The organism is Paraburkholderia sp. BR13439, from assembly GCF_040948805.1.
GTDB classification, from domain to species: domain Bacteria; phylum Pseudomonadota; class Gammaproteobacteria; order Burkholderiales; family Burkholderiaceae; genus Paraburkholderia; species Paraburkholderia youngii.
The window spans coordinates 75,300-100,020 of record NZ_JBFPKN010000017.1 but is presented as its reverse complement, the minus strand read 5'-3'; the positions used below and the strand labels follow the sequence as shown (position 1 = coordinate 100,020).

Annotated in this window: 23 protein-coding genes; 17 read left to right on the top strand and 6 right to left on the bottom strand. The window is 64.7% G+C overall.

Annotation, left to right across the window (positions count from 1 at the left end):
• Positions 1 to 103: 103 nt before the first annotated feature.
• From AB3X96_RS29115 to AB3X96_RS29105, 3 genes are all read left to right on the top strand, one after another.
• Entirely contained in the window at positions 104 to 2,443 is a 2,340-nt protein-coding gene (locus AB3X96_RS29115) for an NADP-dependent malic enzyme (RefSeq protein WP_368592427.1), read from the top strand.
• A gap of 423 nt (positions 2,444 to 2,866) precedes the next feature.
• Positions 2,867 to 3,280, top strand: coding sequence for a ribonuclease (locus AB3X96_RS29110; protein WP_368592426.1), 414 nt, complete (start codon positions 2,867 to 2,869; stop codon positions 3,278 to 3,280).
• 16 nt (positions 3,281 to 3,296) lie between these two features.
• The gene (locus AB3X96_RS29105; protein WP_013090542.1) at positions 3,297 to 3,857 is read left to right on the top strand and encodes a barstar family protein; all 561 of its coding nucleotides are present in this window, start codon (positions 3,297 to 3,299) and stop codon (positions 3,855 to 3,857) included.
• A gap of 134 nt (positions 3,858 to 3,991) precedes the next feature.
• Here the strand turns inward: AB3X96_RS29105 and AB3X96_RS29100 are convergent, their stop codons facing one another.
• The 3 genes from AB3X96_RS29100 to AB3X96_RS29090 all read right to left on the bottom strand — a co-directional run bounded on the left by AB3X96_RS29100 (position 3,992) and on the right by AB3X96_RS29090 (position 5,470).
• A complete protein-coding gene (locus AB3X96_RS29100; RefSeq protein WP_368592425.1) occupies positions 3,992 to 4,732 on the bottom strand; it encodes a 16S rRNA (uracil(1498)-N(3))-methyltransferase in 741 nt (246 codons plus the stop codon).
• Positions 4,733 to 4,751: 19 nt separating this feature from the next.
• The gene (locus tag AB3X96_RS29095; RefSeq protein WP_008923880.1) at positions 4,752 to 5,165 is read right to left on the bottom strand and encodes a glyoxalase/bleomycin resistance/extradiol dioxygenase family protein; all 414 of its coding nucleotides are present in this window, start codon (positions 5,163 to 5,165) and stop codon (positions 4,752 to 4,754) included.
• A 104-nt stretch (positions 5,166 to 5,269) separates the two neighbouring features.
• Positions 5,270 to 5,470, bottom strand: coding sequence for a hypothetical protein (locus tag AB3X96_RS29090; protein WP_368592424.1), 201 nt, complete (start codon positions 5,468 to 5,470; stop codon positions 5,270 to 5,272).
• Positions 5,471 to 5,794: 324 nt separating this feature from the next.
• Here AB3X96_RS29090 and tkt point away from each other — a divergent pair, with 324 nt between their 5' ends.
• Positions 5,795 to 7,816: a transketolase gene (gene tkt / locus AB3X96_RS29085; protein ID WP_368592423.1), complete on the top strand. Its 2,022-nt coding sequence runs from the start codon at positions 5,795 to 5,797 to the stop codon at positions 7,814 to 7,816.
• A gap of 112 nt (positions 7,817 to 7,928) precedes the next feature.
• A complete protein-coding gene (gene gap, locus AB3X96_RS29080; RefSeq protein WP_176121843.1) occupies positions 7,929 to 8,939 on the top strand; it encodes a type I glyceraldehyde-3-phosphate dehydrogenase in 1,011 nt (336 codons plus the stop codon).
• A 73-nt stretch (positions 8,940 to 9,012) separates the two neighbouring features.
• On the opposite strand, the gene AB3X96_RS29075 is transcribed toward gap, so the two are convergent.
• A complete protein-coding gene (locus tag AB3X96_RS29075; protein ID WP_368592422.1) occupies positions 9,013 to 9,699 on the bottom strand; it encodes a FadR/GntR family transcriptional regulator in 687 nt (228 codons plus the stop codon).
• Positions 9,700 to 9,935: 236 nt separating this feature from the next.
• On the opposite strand from AB3X96_RS29075, the gene AB3X96_RS29070 reads away from it, so the two are divergent.
• From AB3X96_RS29070 to AB3X96_RS29060, 3 genes are all read left to right on the top strand, one after another.
• Entirely contained in the window at positions 9,936 to 11,264 is a 1,329-nt protein-coding gene (locus AB3X96_RS29070; RefSeq protein WP_368592421.1) for a C4-dicarboxylate transporter DctA, read from the top strand.
• 126 nt (positions 11,265 to 11,390) lie between these two features.
• Positions 11,391 to 12,401, top strand: a complete 1,011-nt coding sequence (gene alc / locus AB3X96_RS29065; protein WP_368592420.1) for an allantoicase — start codon at positions 11,391 to 11,393, stop codon at positions 12,399 to 12,401.
• A 27-nt stretch (positions 12,402 to 12,428) separates the two neighbouring features.
• Positions 12,429 to 12,941, top strand: coding sequence for an ureidoglycolate lyase (locus tag AB3X96_RS29060; protein ID WP_368592419.1), 513 nt, complete (start codon positions 12,429 to 12,431; stop codon positions 12,939 to 12,941).
• Positions 12,942 to 13,048: 107 nt separating this feature from the next.
• On the opposite strand, the gene fur is transcribed toward AB3X96_RS29060, so the two are convergent.
• A complete protein-coding gene (fur, locus tag AB3X96_RS29055) occupies positions 13,049 to 13,477 on the bottom strand; it encodes a ferric iron uptake transcriptional regulator (RefSeq protein ID WP_027198845.1) in 429 nt (142 codons plus the stop codon).
• 152 nt (positions 13,478 to 13,629) lie between these two features.
• On the opposite strand from fur, the gene AB3X96_RS29050 reads away from it, so the two are divergent.
• The 9 genes from AB3X96_RS29050 (at position 13,630) to AB3X96_RS29010 (ending at position 23,512) form a co-directional block, all read left to right on the top strand.
• Positions 13,630 to 14,463: an outer membrane protein assembly factor BamE gene (locus AB3X96_RS29050; RefSeq protein ID WP_368592418.1), complete on the top strand. Its 834-nt coding sequence runs from the start codon at positions 13,630 to 13,632 to the stop codon at positions 14,461 to 14,463.
• Positions 14,464 to 14,831: 368 nt separating this feature from the next.
• Entirely contained in the window at positions 14,832 to 15,629 is a 798-nt protein-coding gene (gene dapB / locus AB3X96_RS29045) for a 4-hydroxy-tetrahydrodipicolinate reductase (protein WP_176121836.1), read from the top strand.
• 78 nt (positions 15,630 to 15,707) lie between these two features.
• A complete protein-coding gene (locus AB3X96_RS29040; protein WP_368592417.1) occupies positions 15,708 to 16,424 on the top strand; it encodes a MotA/TolQ/ExbB proton channel family protein in 717 nt (238 codons plus the stop codon).
• Between the two features lie 48 nt (positions 16,425 to 16,472).
• Entirely contained in the window at positions 16,473 to 16,904 is a 432-nt protein-coding gene (locus tag AB3X96_RS29035) for an ExbD/TolR family protein (RefSeq protein WP_368592416.1), read from the top strand.
• Positions 16,905 to 17,102: 198 nt separating this feature from the next.
• Positions 17,103 to 19,694 (top strand): leucine--tRNA ligase, encoded by a 2,592-nt coding sequence (gene leuS / locus AB3X96_RS29030; RefSeq protein ID WP_368592415.1) that lies wholly within the window; start codon positions 17,103 to 17,105, stop codon positions 19,692 to 19,694.
• Positions 19,695 to 19,782: 88 nt separating this feature from the next.
• A complete protein-coding gene (lptE, locus tag AB3X96_RS29025) occupies positions 19,783 to 20,334 on the top strand; it encodes an LPS assembly lipoprotein LptE (protein ID WP_368592414.1) in 552 nt (183 codons plus the stop codon).
• 54 nt (positions 20,335 to 20,388) lie between these two features.
• Positions 20,389 to 21,513: a DNA polymerase III subunit delta gene (holA, locus tag AB3X96_RS29020; protein ID WP_368592413.1), complete on the top strand. Its 1,125-nt coding sequence runs from the start codon at positions 20,389 to 20,391 to the stop codon at positions 21,511 to 21,513.
• Between the two features lie 250 nt (positions 21,514 to 21,763).
• Positions 21,764 to 23,035 carry a glutamate-5-semialdehyde dehydrogenase gene (locus tag AB3X96_RS29015; protein ID WP_368592412.1) on the top strand — a complete coding sequence of 424 codons (1,272 nt, stop codon included), beginning with the start codon at positions 21,764 to 21,766 and terminating at the stop codon, positions 23,033 to 23,035.
• Positions 23,036 to 23,095: 60 nt separating this feature from the next.
• A complete protein-coding gene (locus AB3X96_RS29010; protein WP_368592411.1) occupies positions 23,096 to 23,512 on the top strand; it encodes a CopD family protein in 417 nt (138 codons plus the stop codon).
• Between the two features lie 112 nt (positions 23,513 to 23,624).
• Here AB3X96_RS29010 and AB3X96_RS29005 read toward each other — a convergent pair whose 3' ends face one another.
• On the bottom strand, positions 23,625 to 24,470 hold the full coding sequence (locus AB3X96_RS29005) for a MurR/RpiR family transcriptional regulator (RefSeq protein WP_368592410.1): 846 nt from the start codon (positions 24,468 to 24,470) through the stop codon (positions 23,625 to 23,627).
• Between the last annotated feature and the right edge of the window lie 251 nt (positions 24,471 to 24,721).

Sequence of the window (24,721 nt, the reverse complement as noted above, 5' to 3'; positions counted from 1 at the left end):
CAAGCACCGGACCACCCATGCGACGGGCAACGCGCTTTCACGCTGTTTCAGTCGCGGCAGTTGTACCCGTATTGAAGGAATTGCGTAGGCAATTGGGGCTACAATGCCGTCGAACGTCTATTCTAATCTGCCCTCCGAAGCCCGCCTTATGTCGAATCCCGTCAATACCAAACTCCGCGAAGCAGCCCTCGATTACCACGAGTTTCCGACTCCCGGCAAAATCGCGATCGCCCCGACCAAGCAGATGATCAACCAGCGCGACCTCGCGCTGGCGTATTCGCCTGGCGTCGCATTTGCGTGCGAGGAAATCGTCGAGAGCCCGCTGAACGCCGCGCGCTTCACCGCGCGCAGCAACCTCGTCGGCGTCGTCACGAACGGTACGGCGGTACTGGGTCTGGGCAACATCGGCCCGCTCGCGTCCAAGCCGGTCATGGAAGGCAAGGCCGTCCTGTTCAAGAAGTTCGCCGGCATCGACGTGTTCGATATCGAGATCAACGAGACCGATCCGCACAAGCTGGTCGACGTGATCGCCGCGCTCGAACCGACCTTCGGCGGCATCAACCTCGAAGACATCAAGGCGCCGGACTGCTTCATCGTCGAACGCGAATGCCGCAAGCGCATGAAGATTCCGGTCTTCCATGACGACCAGCACGGCACCGCGATCGTCGTCGCGGCGGCAGTCACCAACGGTCTGAAGGTCGTTGGCAAGGACATCAAGGAAGTCAAGCTGGTTTCCTCGGGCGCGGGCGCGGCGGCGCTCGCCTGTCTGGACCTGCTGGTCGACCTCGGCCTGCCGCTCGAAAACATCACCGTGACCGACCTCGCGGGCGTCGTCTACAAGGGCCGTACCGAACTGATGGACCCGGACAAGGAGCGTTTCGCGCGTGAAACCAGCGCGCGCTCGCTCGCCGAGGTGATCGACGGCGCGGACGTGTTTCTCGGCCTGTCGGCTGGCGGCGTGCTCAAGCAGGACATGGTCAAGAAGATGGCCGCCAAGCCGCTGATCCTCGCGCTCGCGAACCCGACGCCGGAAATCCTGCCGGAACTCGCGCTCGAAGTGCGTCCGGACGCGGTGCTGTGCACGGGCCGCACCGACTACCCGAACCAGGTCAACAACGTGCTGGTGTTCCCGTTCCTGTTCCGCGGCGCGCTGGACGCCGGCGCGACGACGGTCACGCGCGAAATGGAAATCGCCGCCGTCAACGCGATCGCCGAACTGGCGCGCCAGGAGCAGAGCGACATCGTCGCGACCGCGTACGGCATCCAGGATCTGTCGTTCGGACCGGAGTATCTGATTCCGAAGCCGTTCGATCCGCGTCTGATCGTGAAGGTCGCGCCCGCGGTGGCGAAGGCCGCGATGGATTGCGGCGTCGCCGAGCGTCCGATCGAGGATATGGACGCGTACGCGCAGCATCTGCAGCAATTCGTCTACCACAGCGGCACGACCATGAAGCCGATCTTCCAGCTCGCCCGCAGCGTCGAGCCGGAGAAGAAGCGCATCGTGTTCGCGGAAGGCGAAGAGGAACGTGTACTTCGCGCGATCCAGATCGTCGTCGACGAAAAGCTCGCCAAGCCGATCCTGATCGGCCGGCCGGCCGTGATCGAACAGCGGATCGCGCGGTATGGCCTGCGGCTCGTCGCGGGGCAGGATTACACGGTCGTCAACACCGATCACGACGAACGTTACCGTGAGTTCTGGCAGGAATACGCGAAGATGATGTCGCGCAAGGGCATCACCACGCAGATGGCCAAGCTCGAGATGCGCCGCCGCACCACGCTGATCGGCTCGATGATGGTCAGGAAGGGCGAGGCGGACGGCATGATCTGCGGCACGGTCAGCACGACGCACCGCCATATCCATTTCATCGACCAGGTGATTGGCAAGAAGCCGGGCGCGAAGGTGTATGCGGCGATGAATGGGCTGGTGTTGCCGAATCGGCAGATTTTCCTCGTCGATACGCACGTGAATGTCGATCCGACGCCGGAGGAGCTGGCCGAGATCACGATCATGGCGGCCGAGGAAGTGCGTCGTTTCGGTATCGAGCCGAAAGTCGCGCTGGTGTCGCATTCGAACTTCGGTTCGAGCAACGCGCCGAGCGCACAGAAGATGCGCGATACGCTCGAGATCCTGCGTGAACGCGCGCCGGAGCTGCAAATTGACGGCGAAATGCACGGCGATGTCGCGCTCGACTCCAACCTGCGCCGCGAAGTGCTGCCCGATTCGACGCTCGAAGGCGACGCGAACCTGCTGGTGTTGCCGAACATCGATGCGGCCAATATCGCGTACAACCTGCTGAAGACGGCGGCCGGCAACAACATCGCGATTGGCCCGATTCTGCTCGGCGCGGCCAAGCCGGTGCACGTGCTGACGCCGTCGGCGACCGTACGCCGGATCGTCAACATGGCGGCGCTGCTGGTTGCGGACGTCAGCGCAACCCGCTAAGCAAGCATCGTGACCGGGCCGCGACAGGCCCGGCGCCGGTTCTCCAACCGGCGCGCCCTGAAAAAAAAAGGCGTGCCCGCAATGGGCACGCCCTCGGGGCAAGCTGGGGATCGCCACCCCGAAAAATGGCAATGACACAGCCTTTCGGCTGAGTGGTTCCAGGCTTTGACAACCGCGAGCGAGTGCCTCGGCCACCGCTCGCTTGCATCGCTTGCGCTGCGCTCGATCACGGTTGAGCTCAGTTTAGCCTGATCGAGCTAAACATTCTGTCAAAAGTCGTCAAAGCCCCGATTGGCCGGCTTTCCGCGCCGTGAGGCGGGGTGTCGTCCGGCCGTCGAACGTTGATTCCAAAGGCTATTAGCGATACCCTTACGACTTTCATGGTCGTCAAACTCGTGGTCTGACAGCGGGGAAACCTGATACATGGCACGCAACTGGTTGCGCATGAAACGCGTGCTGATCGGTGCTGCCGCGCTCTGCGCGTTGTCAAGCTCGGCGCCCGAGGCGCTGGCGCGAGACAACTCGGCGCCAGCTGCGGCGGAAGCGCAGGTAGGCACCATCGCGCTGGCGCAATTGCCGCGCGAAGCGGTCGATACGTTGAACCTCATTGCTACCGGCGGGCCTTACCCGTATCAGAAGGATGGCATCGTATTCGGCAACTACGAACGGGTGCTGCCCGCTCATCGGCGCGGCTATTACCACGAATACACCGTCCCCACGCCTCACGCGCGTAATCGCGGGGCGCGCCGCATCGTCTGCGGAGGTCCGCTACAGCGAACCGACAATTGTTATTACTCGGACGACCATTACACCAGTTTTAACCGTATTGTTGAATGACATTGGGATGAACGGCATGAGCGACAACATCTACGCGCACGATTCCGGAGTCGCGACGGATCTTTTCGCGGCCGGCGACGGCAATTTGTTCCAACGCGTCATGAAGATGCGCGCCGACGAGCAGGGTCGCGACAACCAAAGCGAGGCTGGCACGGTGGTTTCATCGAACGAAGAGCCCATGAGCCTTTTCAGGACGGTGCGGCCGAACATCGTGCAGTCGATCCGCGCGTTCCGCGTGCAGGATCTCGCCGACGAGGCCAACCACCTTGGCCAGCACTTTCTGTATGCATACTGCGCGAACGCCGCGTCGAAGCAGGAAGTGCTCGAGACGATCGCGACGTCGTTCCTGTTTCCCAAGCATTTCGGCAAGAACTACGACGCGCTCTACGACTGCCTGACCGACCTCGTGCACAAGGCCGGCGCTCAGCCCGGCTTCGTGATCGTGCTCGAACACCTGCCGATCGCGCAGAAATTCGACAAGGAAGGGCGCGAGACGCTGCTCGACGTGTTCCGTGAAGCGGCCGAATTCTGGGCCGAGCGCAAGGTCGCGTTCCGGGTGTTTTACTCGTTCGCCTGAGGCTCGTAGGATGCTCACCTGTTCAGGCGTACTTGATTGGCTCTGACGGCGAACGTCGCGCTACAGACTATAAAGGCCCGCTAATTGGCGGGCCTTTGCTTTTTTGGCGGTGTTTGGCGCAAGCTAGCTCCCGCTTACCAACCGCCCCAGCGCGCCGCAAGCGCAGCAAGCACCGCGATCCCTGCGGTCTCGGTGCGCAGCACACGCGGTCCCAAGCCCACCGCGGCAAAGCCCTGTTCAACGGCGGCGGCCTCCTCGTCGGCGGAAAGGCCGCCTTCGGGGCCGATCAGCAGCGTCACGCCGCCAGGCGGTGGCGCGTCCGGCAGCGCCGTGAAGCCGATGCTCGCGCGTGGCGACAGCAGCAGGCGCAACTCGTCGGGTGCCGGTTCGCGCGACAGGGTATCGAGCCAGGCGCCAATCTCACACACCGGCATGACGTCCGGCAGCCGATTACGCCCGCACTGTTCGCACGACGCCCGCACCACACCTTGCCAGTGCTGCTGCCGCCGTTGCGCGCGCTCGCCGGTCAGCCGCACGACGCTGCGTGCGGTCGCGAGCGGCACGAAGCCAGAGGCGCCGAGTTCGACCGCCTTCTCGATCAGCCAGTCCATCTTGTCGCCGCCGGCGATGCCTTGGGCGAGCGTCAGCCGATACGGCGGCTCGACCTCGACCGCGCGAAATTCGCCAATTTTCACGCGAGCCGAACGGCGCTCGACCTCGACGAGTTCGGCGCCGTATTCGCCGCCCTGACCGTTGAACAGCACGAGCGAATCGCCAGGCTGCAGACGCAGCACGGCCACGTGGCGGACGACCTCGTCGGGCAATGCGATCACGTCGTCGGGGTAAAGCAGCGCGTCAACAAAAAAACGGGGCATCGACGAAAGACTCCTGGATTCAGGAAAGGTGGCGGGCGAGCGCCCAGCGATAGCCGTCGATATCTTCGACCTGCGCGAAGCGGTCGCCCCAGAACTGGTCCTGCGGCTCGCTCAGCGACTTCGCGCCAGCCGCGAGCGCGCGAGCATACACGGCATCGACGTCCTCGACATAGACATAGAACGATTGCGGCGCGATGGTGCCCGCGCTTTTCGGCGTCTTCGCGGTCGAGCCGAACGCGCCTTCGGGTGCGAACATCACGATCAACTGGCCTTGGTAAGTCATCTCGACGTGCATGACGACGCCGTCGTCCTGCACGCTGTCGCGCACGTCGAAGCCGAACGCCGCCGAAAAAAACGCCGTCGACGCGCGCGCGTCGCGCACCGTCAGATAGGGGGTCAGCCAGGGCACACCGGCGGGGCGGGGGGCGGTCATGGAGTTCTCCGGATCTCGTGGGGCAGCGTGGCGACTGTTGCGGGTTTCGCTCGGGCGCGGCATGCCGGCTTCGCTCGAACCGGTTCGCTCCAGGTACCCACGCTTCAAATGGATGGTTTCGTCGTCGGACTCAGTTTATCGCGCGCCGTTCGCGCTGCCGAGAATAGCCCCGCGTGCAGGGCCGGTTCGTCATGACGCAGCGAATCGATGCCGCGCGCGGCGAGACGTTCGGCGAGCGTGCGAATCGGGCGGGTCGTCGCGGAGCTCGATAGGCATCCGCGCATCGAGCCGATCGAGGCGTGCATGAGGAAATCCGTAGACGACGTCGGCACAAGGCTGGAACAATAGCGGGGCGTTCACGGCGGACGGGCTCGATCGGCAGCGTGGGCAAATCAGCTGCTCGAATCGTGAATGCCGCCGCCGGGCGGAGTGCGTTGAACCGCGCGGCCGGGCGGCTTTCCGGCCGGCTAGGGGTTAACCTTCTGCTAGAATGTGACGCTTTCAGCCTTGTCCGCTTGCTCTGCCCGTTTCGCGTCTCCTGGCGCCGCATCGTGCGCCGTAGCGAACTGGCCGCCGAGCTTCCGGGCCTCAAGCGCGCCCCGCTTTCTGACTCTGTCTCCGGACTCGACATGACGACCCCGTCTCCCGCACCCACTTCCCTGATGGCCAACGCGATCCGCGCGTTGTCCATGGACGCCGTTCAAAAGGCGAACTCCGGCCACCCCGGCATGCCGATGGGCATGGCCGAAATCGGCGTTGCCCTGTGGTCGCGTCATCTGCGCCATAACCCGAAGAACCCGCAATGGGCCGATCGCGACCGCTTCGTGCTGTCGAACGGTCACGGCTCGATGCTGCTGTACTCGCTGCTGCATCTGACCGGCTACGACCTGCCGATGGAAGAGCTGAAGAACTTCCGCCAGCTCCATTCGAAGACGCCGGGTCACCCGGAATACGGCATCACGCCGGGCGTCGAGACGACCACCGGTCCGCTCGGCCAGGGTCTCGCGAATGCGGTCGGCATGGCGCTCGCCGAGTCGCTGCTCGCCACCGAATTCAACAAGCCCGACGCGAAGATCGTCGACCACCACACTTACGTGTTCGTCGGCGACGGCTGCCTGATGGAAGGCATCTCGCACGAAGCGTGCTCGCTCGCAGGCGTGCTGAAGCTGAACAAGCTGATCGCGTTCTACGACGACAACGGCATCTCGATCGACGGCGAAGTGGTGCACTGGTTCCACGACGACACGCCGAAGCGCTTCGAAGCGTACGGCTGGAACGTGATCCCGAACGTGGTCGGCCATGACGTCGACGCGGTCGACGCGGCGATCAAGCAGGCGAAGCAGTCGGACAAGCCGACGCTGATCTGCTGCAAGACCGTGATCGGTGAAGGCGCGCCGACCAAGGCGGGCTCGCACGACTCGCACGGCGCGCCGCTCGGCGACAAGGAAATTGCGGCAACACGGGAAGCGATCGGCTGGAAGTGGGAGCCGTTCGTGATTCCGCAGGAAGTCTACGCGGCATGGGATGCGAAGGATGCGGGCGGGCGCCTCGAATCCGAATGGGACAAGGCGTTCGCCGCCTACGCGGCCAAGTATCCGCAGGAAGCGGCCGAGTTCAAGCGCCGCAGCGCGAAGCAGCTGCCGGCCGACTGGAAGGACAAGGCAAAGGCGATCATCGCCGGCGCGAACGAACGCGCCGAGACCGTCGCGACGCGTAAGGCGTCGCAGCAGGCCATCGAAGGCCTGTCGGCCGTGCTGCCCGAACTGCTCGGCGGTTCCGCCGACCTGACCGGCTCGAACCTGACCAACTGGAAGGCCGCGAAGCCGGTGCGCGTGAACGCCGAAGGCCGTGCCGCCGGCAACTACGTGAACTACGGCGTGCGCGAATTCGGCATGAGCGCCGCGATCAACGGCGTCGCGCTGCATGGCGGCTACAAGGCATTCGGCGGCACGTTCCTGACGTTCTCGGACTACAGCCGCAACGCGCTGCGCGTCGCCGCGCTGATGAAGTCGCAGTCGATCTTCGTGTTCACGCACGACTCGATCGGTCTCGGCGAAGACGGCCCGACCCACCAGTCGATCGAACACGTCGCGAGCCTGCGCCTGATCCCGAATCTGCAAACATGGCGTCCGGCCGATACAGTCGAAACCGCGGTGGCCTGGACCCATGCGATCGAACATGAAGGTCCGTCGTGCCTGATCTTCAGCCGTCAGAACCTGCAGTTCAACGAGCGCACCGACGCGCAGATCGCCAACATCGAGAAGGGCGGCTACGTGCTGCGCGACTGGGACGAAGAGATCGTCGCGCGTAAGATCATCCTGATCGCGACGGGCTCGGAAGTCGAACTGGCGATGAACGCCGTCGAGCCGCTCGCGCGCGAAGGCATCGCCGCACGCGTCGTGTCGATTCCGTCGACGACCGTGTTCGACAAGCAGGACGCCGAGTACCGCGAACGCGTGCTGCCGCACGGCGTGCGCCGCGTCGCGATCGAAGCGGGCGTGTCGGATTTCTGGCGCAAGTACGTGGGTCTGGAAGGCGGCGTGGTCGGCATCGACACGTTCGGCGAATCGGCCCCGGCAGGTGTGCTGTTCAAGCATTTCGGTTTCACCGTCGAGCACGTGGTGGCGACGGTCAAGGCCGCTCTCGGCTGATGGTTGCGTCGCGTTGCCGTCGCGCCCCTCGTGGTTGCGCGGGGCAACGCACCGAACCGGATGTCCGACCAGGCGAATATAAACGGATTTTTTAGCCATCAGGAGATACATCATGACGATTCGCGTCGCAATCAACGGCTACGGCCGGATCGGCCGCAATACCCTGCGCGCCTTCTATGAAAACGGCAAGAAGCACGATATCGAAATCGTCGCCATCAACGATCTGGGCGATGCGAAGACCAACGCCCACCTGACGCAGTACGACACCGCGCACGGCAAGTTCCCGGGCCAGGTGTCGGTGGACGGCGACTACCTCGTCGTGAACGGCGACAAGATCCGCGTGCTGGCGAACCGCAACCCGGCCGAACTGCCGTGGGGCGAGCTGGGCGTCGACGTCGTGATGGAGTGCACGGGCTTTTTCACGACCAAGGAAAAGGCAAGCGCGCACATCAAGGGCGGCGCGAAGAAGGTCATCATCTCGGCGCCGGGCGGCAAGGATGTCGACGCGACCGTCGTCTACGGCGTGAACCACAACGTGCTGAAGGCTTCGGACACGGTCATCTCGAACGCGTCGTGCACGACCAACTGCCTTGCGCCGCTGGTCAAGCCGCTGAACGACAAGATCGGCCTCGTGAACGGCCTGATGACGACGATCCACGCGTACACGAACGACCAGGTTCTGACCGACGTGTATCACGAAGACCTGCGCCGCGCGCGTTCGGCCACGCATAGCCAGATCCCGACCAAGACCGGTGCGGCATCCGCGGTCGGCCTCGTGCTGCCGGAACTGAACGGCAAGCTGGACGGCTACGCAATCCGCGTCCCGACCATCAACGTGTCGGTCGTCGACCTGTCGTTCATCGCCGCGCGTGACACGACGGTCGAGGAAGTCAACGCGATCATGAAGGAAGCATCGGAAGGCGCATTGAAGGGCGTTCTCGGTTACAACGACGCACCGCTCGTTTCGATCGACTACAACCACAACCCGGCTTCGTCGACGTTCGACTCGACGCTGACCAAGGTGTCGGGCCGTCTCGTGAAGGTGTCGAGCTGGTACGACAACGAGTGGGGCTTCTCGAACCGCATGCTGGACACGGCTGTGGCGCTCGCGAACGCGAAGTAAGTTTCGGGTTTCACGCTGCATGAAAGCCGCTCCTCGGAGCGGCTTTTTTTCGTCTGCGGTATCGGCGCGACGGCTATGGCGTCGGGAAATAGACGCCCGCGCGCTGCGCGGCGTTCGCGATGTGCGTCTCGATCGCGTTGCCGGCCGCGAGCGAATCGCGGGCCTTCAGCGCGTCGAGAATCGCGCGATGCTCGGTGTAGGTGGACAGCACCCGCTCGCGCCGGTAGAACGGCATGCGCTGGCTTTCCTTCATGATCTCGGCGCTGCTGCGCAGGATCGACTCGATCGCGGCATTGCCCGCGATGCTGACGATGCGCATATGGAACGCGTAGTCGAGCCGCGCCGCTTCGTCGAGTTCCTCGCTGGCGAGCGCGCTTTGCATCGCGGTGACGTTTTCCTCGAGCCACGCGAGGTCGTCGTTGGTGACCGCGAGCACCGCCATGCGCGCAACGAAGCCTTCGAGCGCGTAGCGCATCTGATACGTGTCGGGCAGCGACGACTGCTCGGCGAAACGCCACGCCTGAGCGGCTTTCGCCTGCGCGCTTTCCACGTACACGCCCTTGCCCGGCCGGATTACCAGCAGGCCGAGCGCTTCAAGCGTGGAGAGTGCTTCGCGCAGTGACGCGCGGCTGATCGACAGTTCATCGGATAGCTGGCGCTGCGCCGGCAGCAGGCTGCCCACCGGATAGACGCCCGCTTCGATGCGTTCGCGGATGGTCGCGATGGCCGCGTCGGTGACGGTGTGCGGGACGCTTTTCATAAAAACTCACTTGGTGGCGTGGTCTGACCGCAATTCTAATCCTTGCGAGGAAGAAGGCGCGCTTCGGGCCGTCTGAAATCCCGAACCCGACCCGAAAACGCCGAAAAAACAACGGGTAAACACTGCTCGATCAATCCTTGACGGGACTATATCGGCTTCCTACTATTCGCCATAACAGTACTGGTCGGACCAGTCTGAACAGAAATGACCGAGACAACCATCCGCAGGAGGAAGCCGTGTTGAAATTCTTCAATTCGCTATTTGGCCGGGTCGTGATAGCGCTCGTGGTCGGCATCGTGCTCGGTGCCGTGTTTCCGCATTTTGCGCAGTCCTTGCGGCCGCTTGGCGACGGCTTTCTGAAGCTGATCAAGATGGTGATCGGACCGATCGTGTTCTGCGTGGTGGTGAGCGGTATGGCGCATGCGGGCGATCTGCGCAAGGTCGGCCGCGTCGGCTTGAAGTCGGTGATCTACTTCGAGGCGATGACGACGATCGCGCTCGTGATCGGCGCGGTGCTCGCTTACGCGACGCGTCCGGGCGCTGGCATGAACGTGAACCTGAGTTCGCTCGATGCGGCGTCGCTCACGACCTATACCGAGCACGCGAAGAGCCTGAAGGACACCGCCGGCTTCCTGCTGAAGATCATTCCCGACACGGCGATCAACGCGTTCGCGACCGGCGACATCCTGCAGATCCTCGTGTTCTCGGTGCTGTTCGGCTCGGCGCTGTCGCTGCTCGGCAAGCGCGCGCAACGCGTGAGCGGGTTGATCGATGAGCTGTCACAGGTGTTCTTCCGCTTGATGGGCTTCATCATCAAGCTCGCGCCGCTCGGCGTGCTCGGCGCGATCGCGTTTACGACCGGCACCTACGGCGTCGAGTCGCTGAAGCAACTCGGCATGCTCGTGCTGGTCTTCTACGCGAGCTGCGTGGTGTTCGTCGCGCTCGTGCTCGGCGCGGTGATGCGGCTCGCCGGCTTCAGCATCTTCAAGCTGATCCGCTATCTGCGCGAAGAACTGTCGATCGTGCTCGGCACCGCGTCGTCCGACGCCGTGCTGCCGCAGATCATGCGCAAGCTCGAGTGGATGGGCGTCCAGGATTCGACGGTCGGTCTCGTGATTCCGACCGGCTACTCGTTCAATCTCGACGGCTTCTCGATCTATCTGACGCTTGCGGTGCTGTTCATCGCGCAGGCGACCAACACCCCGCTGTCCGTCCACGACCTGATCGTCGTCGTGCTGGTGTCGCTGGTGACGTCGAAGGGCGCGCACGGCATTCCTGGCTCGGCGATCGTGATTCTCGCGGCGACGCTGTCCGCGATTCCCGCGATTCCGGTGCTCGGCCTCGTGCTGATTCTGCCGGTCGACTGGTTCGTCGGCATCGCCCGCGCGCTCACCAACCTGATCGGCAACTGCGTCGCGACGGTGGTGGTCGCCGTGTGGGAAAACGATATCGACAAGGCGCGCGCGCACCGCGTTTTAAATCGCGACGCGGCGCTGCGCTATGTGCCCGCTGTCGACGACACGCACGCCGAGCCGGGTGCGGGCGAACACGCGCCGGCAGTCTGACGGCGGCGCGTCGGCTCTGGTCTGACCGGACCAACCGACATCGTCTTTAGATAGAGTTTTTTCGCAAACCGGCGGCTGCCGTGGCGCCGCCGGCCGTTTCTGACTTCTTCGACACTGACCGACATCATGGCCAACCCGATCCTCGACCCGAACGCTCCCGCCTTCACCCGCCGCTACATGAACCTCGCCGATCCGCGCCTCGGCGCAAAGGCGCTGTTCGCGAGCGATGAATTCTTCGCGCCGAAAGAGCGCATGCTCGAGCCGCAGCCGGCGGTGTTCATCCCCGGCAAATACGACGACCACGGCAAGTGGATGGATCGCTGGGAGACGCGCCGCAAGCGTACGACCGGCCACGACCATTGCGTGATCCGTCTCGCGCGGCCGGGCGTCGTGCATGGCGTCGATCTCGATACGAGCCACTTCACCGGCAATTTCCCGCCGGCGGCGTCGATCGATGCCTGTCACAGCGCCGCTGACGTGCCGCCCGAGCACGCCGACTGGCAGCCGCTCGTGCCGGCGACGACGCTACAGGGCAACCAGCATCACTACGTTGAAGTGAAAGACGCTCGCCCGGTCACCCATCTGCGGGTGAATCTCTATCCGGACGGCGGGCTCGCCCGACTGCGCGTGTACGGCCAGCCGCAGCGGGACTGGAGCCGCGTCGAGCGCGGCACGCTGCTCGATCTCGCCGCGATCGAAAACGGCGCGTACCTCGTCGCCGCGAACAACCAGCATTTCGGGCCGGCCTCGCAGATGCTGATGCCAGGCCGCGGCGTGAACATGGGCGACGGCTGGGAAACCCGGCGGCGTCGCGAGCCGGGCAACGACTGGGCGATCGTCGCGCTCGCGCGGCCCGGCGTGATCCGCAAGATCGAAGTGGATACGGCGCACTTCAAGGGCAACTTCCCGGACCGCTGCTCGCTGCAGGCGGCATCGGTGACGGGCGGCACCGACGATTCCCTCGTCACCCAGGCGATGTTCTGGCCGGTGCTGCTCGGCGAACAGAAGCTGCAGATGGACCACGTGCACACGTTCACGGACGACCTCACCGCGCTCGGGCCGGTCACGCACGTGCGCTTCAACATCTTCCCGGACGGCGGCGTGTCGCGCCTGCGTCTGTGGGGCGAGATCGCTTAACGCACGCAACATCAGGGAGCGGCACGCATGAAGATCCTGCAGATGGAACGCCTGACGCGCGCGGCTTTCGCGCCGTTCGGCGACGTGATCGAACTCGACGGCGCGCGTCATTTTCCGATCAATGGCGGCACCACCGAGCGCTATCACGACCTCGCGCGCGTCGACGTCGCGGAGCAGGGCGGCCGGCCGCTCGTCAATCTGTTTCGCGCGCAGCCGCGCGCGCTGCCCGTCGAGATCACGATGATGGAGCGGCATCCGCTCGGCAGCCAGGCTTTCATTCCCTTACGCGCGGGCCGCTATCTGGTGGTAGTCGCGCCGGCCGGCAAGTTCGACGCCACGCGGATGCGCGCGTTCTGGACCGACGCGTGGCAGGGCGTCAATTACGCGAAAGGGGCCTGGCACCATCCGCTGCTCGCGCTGGATCAGGTCAGCGACTTCATCGTCGTCGATCGTGGCGGCGACGCGCCGAATTGCGACGAATTGCAGTTGGCCGAGCCGTGGCGGCTCGCCTTCGAGCCGGGCGTGGAACCGGTCGGATAGCCGTATTCGCCGTCCGTCGCCTGAACAAAAAAACCCGACCGATTCTCACCGGCCGGGTCCTTCTTCTGACTTGCCAGGCCGCGTATTCGCACGCGGCCAGCGATGCATCAGTGCTTACGATGCGGGCAATTTTCCTTCGTGCACGCCCCATACAGTGCCAGCGCATGCTCCTGCAGCTTGAAGCCGCGTGCCTTGGCGATGGACTGCTGACGACTTTCGATTTCGGGGTCGAAAAACTCTTCCACGAGCCCGCAATCGAGGCACACGAGGTGATCGTGGTGCGTCCCCTCGTTCAGCTCGAACACCGCCTTGCCCGACTCGAAATTGCTGCGCGAGAGCAGGCCGGCCTGCTCGAATTGCGTCAGCACGCGATACACGGTGGCGAGACCGATATCGAGTTCCTCGTGCAGGAGGTTGCGGTACACGTCTTCGGCGGTTAGATGACGTACCGGGCTGTGTTGGAAAATCTCAAGGATTTTGAGGCGCGGAAGGGTCGCCTTGAGCCCGATATTCTTGAGATCGGTTGGATTGGTCATGACAAGGGATCCCTAGAGTACAATGCTGGGCTCTCATAGTAATGTGTTTTGCCGTTCTGGTCATTTTCGATGGAATGAGCGCGGCCCGCAAGCGGGCCCGCACGGTGAGTGAAATGATTTCTAAATCTCAATTGATCTACCGGGGGAGCCGCATGCGGGGTACCTTGATCGCGGTTGCGACTGTCGCGGTTCTTGCCGGATGTTCCACGTACGACAGCCTGACCCAGCGCGTTGCCCAAAGCATTACGCCGTATCGGATTACGGTCGTGCAAGGTAACTTCGTGTCGCAGGAAATGGCCGGCCAGATGAAGGTCGGCATGACGCGCGCACAGGTGCGTCAGGTGCTCGGCACGCCGCTGTTGACCGACATGTTCCACGCGGATCGCTGGGACTACACGTTCTATTTCAAGCGTGGCAACACCTCGATCGTTCAGCAACGCGACTTCGTCGTGTTCTTCTCGGGCGACACCGTCACCCACTGGACGGGTGGCGAGGATCTGCCGACCAATCTCGAATTGCTGGCCGAAATCGACGGCGACCGCAGTGGCCGTCGCTCGAACGCTGCGCCGCCGAACGCGGCGAGCGCGGCCGAGGCCGCCAGCGCCGCAGCCGCCGCAAGCGGGGCTGCCGCCGCGGCGCCGGTCACGGTGGACACGACGCGCTCGCCGTCGGTCGAAGGCGCCCAGCAAGCCGCCACGCCGTCCATGGACGCCAACGCGGAAGCTGCCCAGGCGGCCAATCGCGCGACCAGCGCGGTGTCTACGCCGAGCGGCGCGCCGTCCGTGCGTTCGGCCGTGCCGAGAGCAGGCGCTGGCGGCATCCCGACGCAAGGCCCGACGGCCGGTGGTCAGCCGCAGTTCCAGTTCAAACGCCCGCCGCCGCCGGCGCCCGAAAACGAGAGCAACCCGGTCGGCCCGACGGGCTCGCAAGGCGGCGACAGTTCGACGCCGAACGCTTCGCCGTCAACGTCCGGAACGAGCAACTGATCCGCTGGTCGGTGTTGTGAGGCGGGCTGCGCGCAGCATGTGCGGCGCCCGCCAGATGTGTGTTCGTCCGGTGTCAGGCGAGGCCGGAAATGCGCCGCTTGGGCCGCATGAACCTGTTGCCGCAGTGCGCCGCGGCAGTGGCTCGCCGCAGCGGGCGGTATCAGTCAGTCACCTGAGCGAGCCGTCCCGGTTGGCACCGGGCGTTGGCTTCAGCAGCGAGCCGCCCGGCCTTGTCGCAAGATCGTGCCGCCTGTCGCCGCTTGTCCCTATATCGACCGGGCGCATTCCCCGGCACACTGGTCGGTGCATTCGCCGGGCCGCGTTTGCCGGGCTCCATCCCGGTTGACTCTTTTCGAATCCTCATCGTCATGAAAATTGCCATTGCAGGCGCATCGGGCCGTATGGGCCGCATGCTGATCGAAACCGTCCTCAACGACGCCGACACGACGCTGTCCGGCGCGCTCTGCCGCACGGGCGCGGCGCAGCTTGGCCAGGACGCCGGCGCGTTCCTCGGCAAAGAGACGGGCGTGCTGCTGTCCGACGATATCGAGCGCGTGTTTGCCGAATCCGACTACCTGATCGACTTCACACGCCCGGACGCGACGCTCGCGCATCTCGAAGCCGCGCAGCGCCATGGCGTGAAAATGGTGATCGGCACGACCGGCTTCGACAACGCGCAAAAAGCGCAGTTGCGCGCGGCGGCGCAGAAGATCGGCGTGGTGTTCGCGTCGAACATGAGCGTCGGCGTGAACGTTACGCTGAAACTGCTCGAATACGCGGCGCGGCACTTCTCGACCGGCTACGACATCGAGATCATCGAGGCGCATCATCGCCACAAGGTCGATGCGCCGTCCGGCACCGCGCTGACGATGGGCGAAGTGATCGCAGGCGCGCTCGGCCGCAACCTCGACGACTGCGCGGTCTACGGCCGCGAAGGCGTGACCGGCGAGCGCGATCCGTCGACGATCGGCTTCTCGGCGATTCGCGGCGGCGATATCGTCGGCGATCATACGGTGCTGTTCGCGGGCATCGGCGAGCGCATCGAGATCACGCACAAATCGGCGAGCCGCCTGTCATATGCACAAGGCGCGCTTCGTGCTGTACGCTTCCTCGAAGGCCACGACAACGGCTTCTTCGACATGCAGGACGTGCTCGGCCTGCGTTGAGCGAAGTTCGTTGCGCATAGGCGGGGCAGCGCATCCCGAGCGCGCCCTCCCGAAGTCACTTTCCTAAGGCGAGGTCAGATGGCAGGCAGCAGCGGCATCATCCATTACCTGCAAACGAGCGACGCAATCACGCATGCCGTCGCCTACGTGCTGTTGGCCATGTCGATTGCGAGCTGGTGTTTTCTGATCGTCAAGAGCTGGATTCTGGCGCGCGCGAAACGCCAGTCCTCGCGGGCGATCGCGCGCTTCTGGCAAGCGCCGACGCTCGCCGAGGGCGTCGCCATCCTGCGTCGCGCCGACCGCGAGCGCGTGTTCGCGCCACTCGCCGAAGCGGCGCTCCATGCGGCCGAGGTCGACATTCCGGGCGCGCTGCTCGCGCGCGTCGAGCGCAGCGAACGGGTGCTGCGCGCGCTGCGCCAGGCGCTCGCCGCGTCGCAGCGGCGGCTCGAGTTCGGTCAGGTGCTGCTGGCGTCGGTGGGCAGCACCGCGCCGTTCGTCGGTCTGCTCGGCACCGTATGGGGCATCTATCACGCGCTCGGCAGCATCGCGGCGAGCGGGCAGGCGCAGATCGAGAACGTCGCGGGACCGGTCGGCGAGGCGCTGATCATGACCGCGTTCGGTCTGGTGGTCGCGATTCCGGCGGTGCTCGGCTACAACGTGCTGGGCCGCCTCGTGCGGCAATTGACCGAGGAGCTGGACGGTTTCGCGCACGATTTGCACGCGTACGTGTGCTCCCCCGAGCATGCGCCGACGCCGCCCCGCGCGCAGCAGGCGGCGCACGAGGCGCACCGCTGACGCTTGGCGTGCGGCGGGCAGGGCCAAGCTCAGACGCAAGGAGGCGACATGGCATTCGGCGGACTCGAGAAGAAGCAGACGGCCGCGCCGATGGCCGAGATCAACATGACGCCGCTGATCGACGTGATGCTGGTGCTGCTGGTGATTTTCATCATTACCGCGCCGCTGTTCTCGCACGCGATCCGGCTCGATCTGCCGAAGGTCGCGGCGGCGCCCGCGCGCCAGACCCCGCAGACCATCTCCCTGTCGATCGACGGCGCCGGCATGCTCTACTGGAACGGCAAGCCGATCACGCTCGCGCAGATGCGCGTGCAGTTCGCCGAGGCCGGCAAGCAGGCGGACCAGCCGGACATCCAACTGCGCGCGGAGCGTTCGACGCGCTACGAAGTAATTGCGCAGGTGATGGGCGCCGCGCAGCAGGCGGGGCTCGAGCGGATCGGCTTCGTGACGGACCCGCCGCCGCCCGCCGCGCAGCACTGAGCATCACCGGGCGCTGGCGGGTGCGCACCGCGTCGGCGAATCCGGCACACCCCGCCCGCACCATGCCGCGCGTAGCGGCGCACCCGTCCGCGAACGGTATAATCAGCCCTTTCCCCGCCGAAGGGGAAACGACGCAACGACATTCTGCAGAGCACCGGGCCGGTGCGAAAGCACCGAACCTAGCGATCCCATCACACCATGCACGAAAAATACGTTCCCTCCGACGTCGAAGCCGCCGCGCAAGGGCAATGGCGCGCCATCGACGCCTACAAGACGACGGAAACCACCGACAAGCCCAAGTTCTACTGCGTCTCGATGCTGCCGTATCCGTCGGGCAAGCTGCACATGGGACACGTGCGCAACTACACGATCAACGACGTGATGTACCGCTATCTGCGGATGAACGGCTACAACGTGCTGATGCCGATGGGTTGGGACGCGTTCGGCATGCCGGCGGAAAACGCCGCGATGGCCAACAACGTGCCGCCCGCGCAGTGGACCTACGACAACATCGCTTACATGAAGAAGCAGATGCAGTCGATGGGTCTCGCGATCGACTGGTCGCGCGAAGTCGCGACCTGCAGCCCCGACTACTACAAGTGGAACCAGTGGCTGTTTCTGAAGATGCTCGAAAAGGGCATCGCGTACAAGAAAACCGGCACCGTGAACTGGGACCCGGTCGACCAGACCGTGCTCGCGAACGAGCAGGTGATCGACGGGCGCGGCTGGCGCTCGGGTGCGCTCGTCGAAAAGCGCGAAATCCCGATGTACTACATGCGCATCACGCAGTACGCGGATGAACTGCTGAACGATCTCGACGGCCTCGGCTGGCCCGAGCGCGTGAAGATCATGCAGCAGAACTGGATCGGCAAGAGCTTCGGCGTGAACTTCGGCTTCCCGTATGAAATCGACGGTGAGCAGAAGCTGCTACGCGTGTTCACGACGCGCGCCGACACGATCATGGGCGTCACGTTCTGCGCGATCGCCGCCGAGCATCCGCTCGCCACGCGTCTCGCGCAAGACAAGCCGGAACTGCAGGCGTTCATCGACGAATGCAAGCGCGGCGGCGTCGCCGAAGCCGACGTCGCGACGATGGAAAAGAAGGGCATGGCCACCGGCTTCTATGTCACGCATCCGCTGACTCACGAGCAGGTCGAGGTGTGGATCGGCAACTACGTGCTGATGACTTACGGCGAAGGTGCGGTGATGGGCGTGCCGGCGCACGACGAGCGCGACTTCGCGTTCGTGAAGAAGTACGGTCTGCCGGTGAAGCAGGTGGTCGCGGTCGAGGGCAAGGAGTTTTCGACTGAAGCCTGGGCGGAGTGGTACGGCGAGAAGGCCGGCACGCTGGTCAACAGCGGCAAGTACGACGGCCTCGCGTACGACGAAGCGGTGGACCGCATCGCCGCCGATCTTAAGGAACTCGGCCTCGGCGACAAGCAGATCACGTGGCGTCTGCGTGACTGGGGTGTGTCGCGCCAGCGTTACTGGGGCACGCCGATTCCGATCATCCACTGCCCGAAATGCGGCGACGTGCCGGTGCCGGAAAAAGACCTGCCGGTCGTGCTGCCGGAAGACCTCGTGCCGGACGGCACGGGCAATCCGCTCGCGAAGTCCGAAGCGTTCCTGAACTGCACGTGCCCGACCTGCGGCGGCGCGGCGAAGCGCGAAACCGACACGATGGACACTTTCGTCGATTCGTCGTGGTACTTCTATCGCTACGCGTCGCCGGATGCGAAGACGATGGTCGACGAGCGCACCGATTACTGGGCGCCGATGGATCAGTACATCGGCGGTATCGAACACGCGATCCTGCACCTGTTGTACTCGCGTTTCTGGGCGAAGGTGATGCGCGACCTCGGCCTCGTGAAGTTCGGCGAACCGGCCAAGAACCTGCTCACGCAGGGCATGGTGCTCAACGAAACCTACTACCGCGAAAACGAAGCGGGCAAGAAGACCTGGTACAACCCGGCGGACGTCACCGTCTCGTTCGACGACAAGGGCCGCCCGGTCGGCGCGGTGCTGAACGCCGACGGCGAGCCGGTCGTGCTCGGCGGCGTCGAGAAAATGTCGAAGTCGAAGAACAACGGCGTCGACCCGCAGATGCTGATCGATCAGCACGGCGCGGACACCGCGCGTCTGTTCGTGATGTTCGCGGCTCCGCCCGAGCAGCAGCTCGAGTGGTCGGGTTCGGGCGTCGAAGGCGCGAGCCGCTTTCTGCGTCGCGTGTGGAACTTCGGCTACACGAACGAAGCCGCGCTGCGCACGGGCGGCCAGTTGGACGCCGCACAATTCAACGACGCGGACAAGGCGCTGCGTCGTGAGATCTATAGCGTGCTGAAGCAGGCCGATTTCGACTATCAGCGTCTGCAGTACAACACGGTGGTATCGGCCGCGATGAAGATGCTCAACGCGCTCGATGGCGCGAAGGGCGCGCAGACGGCTGTGCTGCGTGAAACTTACGGCGTGATGCTGCGCGTACTGTATCCGGTCGTGCCGCACCTGACGTTCCAGCTGTGGCAGGAGCTCGGCTATCCCGAGGAATTCGGCCCGCTGCTCGACGCGCCGTGGCCGAAGGTCGACGAGAAGGCGCTCGAACAGGCCGAGATCGAACTCGTGCTGCAGGTGAACGGCAAGGTACGCGGCGCGATCACGGTCGCGAAGGACGCATCGCGCGACGCGATCGAGCAGCAAGCGGCCGCGCACGAAATGGTCGCGAAGTTCAGCGAAGGCAAGGCGCCGAAGAAGATCATCGTGGTGCCGGGCCGTCTCGTGAACGTGGTCGTTTGACGTTCCGAGCCCTCATCCGGCAGATGGAGCGCCGCCCGTCCGGCGGCGTTCCTCGGCATTGCGAATCCACTGCGAACCGGGAGCGAATGTGACTCGCAGATCGTTTTTGACGCTCGCTTGCAGCGTAATGATGTTGTCGGCCTGCGGCTTCCAGTTGCGCGGCCAACAGGACTACGCGTTCAAGCGCCTCTATGTGTCGGGCGGCTCGCCCGCGGCCGTCGCGCGCTTCACGCGCATCGTGCAGGGCGGCAGCGACACCGTGGTGGTCAACTCGGTCGCCAATGCCGACGCGATCCTGCAAATCACGCAGAACCGCAACCTCAGCACGCTGACGCTGAATTCGCTGGGCGTCGTCGCCGAGTATCAGCTGAATCTGCAGATGACCTACACGCTGACCGGCAAGGACGGCACCGTGCTGATTCCGGGCAGCGTGATCGCGCTGAACCGCGCGATGACCTATAGCGACCAGTTCTCGCAGGCGAAGGCCGCCGAGTCCGACATCCTGTTCGCCGACATGGAAAACGACGCTGTCGATCAGCTGATCCGCCGTCTCGGCGTGGTGCGCTCGCTGCATCCGACGCCGGCCGAGGCCGTGCCGGGCATCGTGCCGCGCGCGCCGCTGCCGCCGCCGCCGCTGTGAGCATCGCGCCGTTCGTGAGTCGTCGAATCTCATCCATCCCCTCAACCGCCAGCCATGCAACTGCGACCTGACGCGCTCGAAGCGCATCTCGCCAAAGGCCTCGCCGGACTGTACGTCGTGTACGGCGACGAGCACCTGCTCGCGCAGGAAGCGTGCGACCGCATCCGCGCGGCGGCGCGCGCGGCAGGCTTCACCGACCGCTCGGTGTTCACGGCCGAGCGCTATTTCGACTGGAGTTCGCTGCTCGGCGCGAGTCAGTCGATGTCGCTGTTCGGCGACCGTCAACTGGTCGAATTGCGCATTCCATCGGGCAAGCCGGGCAAGGAAGGCGCCGACGCGCTGAAGGCCTTGGCATCCACCGTCAACGACGACGTGCTAACGATGATCACGCTGCCGCGTCTCGATGCGGCCACGCAGAAGTCGGCATGGTTCACCGCGCTCGCCGATGCGGGCGTCGCGCTGAAGATCGATCCGGTCGAGCGCGCGCAGCTGCCGAACTGGGTCGGACAGCGGCTCGCGGCCCAGGGTCAGCGCGTTGCAGCCGGCGAGGAAGGGCGGCGCGCGCTCGCGTTCATCGCCGAGCGCGTCGAGGGCAATCTGCTCGCTGCGCATCAGGAAATCCAGAAGCTGGGGCTGCTGTATCCGAGCGGCTCGCTGAGCTTCGATCAGGTGCAGGACGCGGTGCTCAACGTCGCGCGTTACGACGTGTTCAAGCTCAATGAGGCGATGCTCGCGGGCGACGTCGGCCGTCTCGCGCGCATGCTCGACGGCCTGCGCGGGGAAGGCGAGGCTGCGGTGCTCGTGCTGTGGGCCGTTGTCGAGGAAGTGCGCACGCTGTTGCGGATCAAGCGCGGCGTCGCGGCCGGTAAGCCGCTCGCGATGCTCACCCGCGAGAACCGCGTGTGGGGTCCGCGCGAACGGCTGATCGGACCGGCGCTGTCGCGTGTCAGCGAAGCGGCGCTCGAGAAGGCGCTCGCGCTGGCGGCGCGGCTCGACCGGCAGGTCAAGGGCTTGTCGGGCGGCACACCGGGCAATCATCGCAACGATCCGCCGCCCGATCCGTGGGACGGCCTGTTCGAACTCGCAATGACGGTGGCCGCGCCAAAACCGTCGGCGGCGTCGCCAGTGCCGCCGCGACCTCGGGCGCCGACTGCGGCGCCAGCGCGGCGGCCAATCTAAACAGCCGGGCGCGGGCGAGTTCCGGCGGCGATTGCAATCGCACAGCAACCGTCGATCGCGTCACATGCAGACACACCGTGTTTCCCATGCCACGGGCTCAACACAACGCAACGGCAAACCCCGCGACAGCACAGCGCGCCCGCTGCCCACTCGCGAGCAAAGCCCCGGTACCCGACTTACAATCGTTTGATCTTTCACTAATCTTGCCCGCCCACCGTACGCCAACGTGCGGGGCATCACGAGAATGACCATGGATATCAACCAGTACATGACCGACCTCGGCCAACGCGCTCGCCAGGCTTCGCGCGCGATGGCGCGGGCGTCGACCGCCGCGAAGAATGCCGCGCTTGCAGCCGTTGCCGAGGCGATCCAACGTGATGCCGATCTGCTGAAGGCCGCCAACGCACGCGACCTCGAACGCGCCCGCGGCAAGGGCCACGACGCCGCATTCATCGACCGTCTGACGCTGTCCGACAAGGCGCTCAAGACGATGGTCGAAGGCCTGCGCCAGGTTGCGGCGCTGGCCGATCCGATCGGTGAAATCAGCAATCTGAAGTATCGACCGAGCGGCATCCAGGTCGGCCAGATGCGTGTGCCGCTCGGCGTGATCGGCATTATCTACGAATCGCGCCCGAACGTGACGATCGACGCGGCCGCGCTGTGCCTGAAGTCGGGCAACGCGACCATTCTGCGCGGCGGCTCGGAAGCGCTCGAATGCAATACCGCGCTCGCCAGGCTGATCGGCGAAGGGCTCGAAGCAGCCGGTCTGCCGCAGGACACGGTGCAGGTGGTCGCGACGCCGGACCGCGCGGCGGTCGGCAAGCTGATCACGATGACCGAATACGTCGACGTGATCGTGCCGCGCGGCGGCAAGAGTTTGATCGAGCGTCTGATGAACGAAGCGCGCGTGCCGATGATCAAGCACCTCGACGGCATCTGCCACGTCTATGTCGACGATCGCGCGGACCTGGCGAAGGCGCTCAACGTCTGCGACAACGCGAAGACGCACCGCTACGGCACCTGCAACACGATGGAAACGCTGCTGGTCGCGCGCGGCATCGCGGCCGAAGTACTGCCGCCGCTTGGGCGATTGTATCGAGGCAAGGACGTCGAGCTGCGCGTCGATGCGGCGGCGCGCGCGGTGCTGGCCGATGCGGGCGTCGGCCCGCTCGTCGACGCGACCGAGGAAGACTGGCGCACCGAATATCTGGCGCCGGTGCTCGCGATCAAGGTGGTCGACGGCATCGACGCGGCGATCGAGCACATCAACACTTATAGCTCGCAGCACACCGATGCGATCGTTACCGAAGACCACGACCGCGCGATGCGCTTCCTGCGCGAAGTCGATTCGGCGAGCGTGATGGTCAACGCGTCGACGCGTTTCGCGGACGGCTTCGAGTTCGGTCTCGGCGCCGAGATCGGCATCTCGAACGACAAGCTGCACGCGCGCGGCCCGGTCGGACTGGAAGGGCTGACTTCGCTGAAGTACATCGTGCTCGGGCACGGCGAAGGTCGTCAATAAGCGCGCAGCGAAGCACCGCCACAACGAACACAACAACAAGAACCACAAGGACCCCCGCCGATGCTTTGGGTAAAGACGTTTCACATCGTGTTGATTGCCTCCTGGTTTGCCGGCCTGTTCTATCTGCCGCGCATCTTCGTCAATCTGGCGATGGAAACGGAACCCGCGGCGACGGCGCGTCTTCTGCTGATGGCGCGCAAGCTGTTCCGCTTCATGAGCTTCATCGCGGTGCCCGCGATCGCGTGCGGCTTGTGGTTGTGGCTCGTGATCGGCATCGGCAGCGGGCAGGGCTGGATCCACGCGAAGATCGGCGTGGTCGTGCTGCTCGTCATCTATCACGCGTATTGCGGCGTGCTGCTGCGCAGGTTCGAGCGCGGCCAGAATCGCCGCTCGGACAAGTGGTATCGGATGTTCAACGAGCTGCCGGTGCTCGGTATGCTCGCGGCGGTCGCGCTGGTGGTAATCAAGCCGTTCTGAGCGGCTGACGGCGTTAAGCTGGGCGCTGGAAAAGACAAAAGGGCGGTGTGCCGGTTGAATGGCACACCGCCCTTTTTCGTTATGCCCGTCGTTCCGCTCTTATCGGAGCGGATTACCCCTGTGAGTCCACCCGCCGCCGGTGTATTACTTCCTTCGTCTGCGCGAGCTTCTCCACCAGTTCGGGCCCGCGGCTCAGCGCGACGCCGACCGCCAGAATGTCGCCGATCGCCAGATGCGACACGCGCGAGGTCATCGGTGAAAAGATGTCGGTGTCTTCGTCGACGTTCGCGAAGAGTCCCACGGTCGCGAGCCGGGCGAGCGGCGAGTTGCCGTGCGTGATCGCGATCACCTTCGCGCCCGCGTTCAGCGCGGCCCTCGCGGCATCGATGATGTCGCGCGTGCGGCCGGTGTTGGAAATCGCGACGACCACGTCCCCCGGTCCGAGCAGCGCAGCCGACATCAGAAACGTGTGTGGGTCCGAATACGCGACGCTCGGCATGCCGAGCCGGAAGAACTTGTGCTGCACGTCGAGCGCGGCGATTCCCGAGCCGCCTGCGCCATAGAACTCGATGCGCTTCGCCTGCGCGAGTATGTCGATCGCCGCCGCGACGCTATCCGACGACAGATTGTTGCGCACCTGAATCAGCGCGCCGATGGTCCGGTCGAGCACCTTCGCGGCGACGCCCGGCGTCGGCTCGTCGGGCCGCACGTCGCGATAGACGGCGGGCACTTCGCTGGCGATGCCCTGCGCAAGCCGGATCTTGAATTCGCGAAAGCCGGAAAAACCGAGCGCGTGACAGAAGCGCGCGATCGTCGGCTGACTCACGCCGGCGCGCGCGGCGACCTCGGTCATCGACAGATCGAGCACCTCGCGCGGTGCCTCGATCACATAATCGGCCAGCTTGCGCTCGGACGGGCGCAGCTGATCACGCATCTCTTCCACCTGGGACAGCATCATCGGAAAACTCGCACTATGCTGAAGAACGTGTGGACTATATCCGATTGGTCGTTGCCGCACAAAAGCTAGGTACAAAAACTACATATCGGCGCGTAAGTGTATTCCCTGGGTTTCGGCTGCAAAGCGCCGAGACGCCGCCAATTGGGCGGCTCGGCGATTCGCGCGATGCGGCACCGCAACAGCGGTCGTAATTGCGGCCATGTAGTTTTTCTACTAATATGGCGTGGTTCGATATCACAACCCCGCGATAC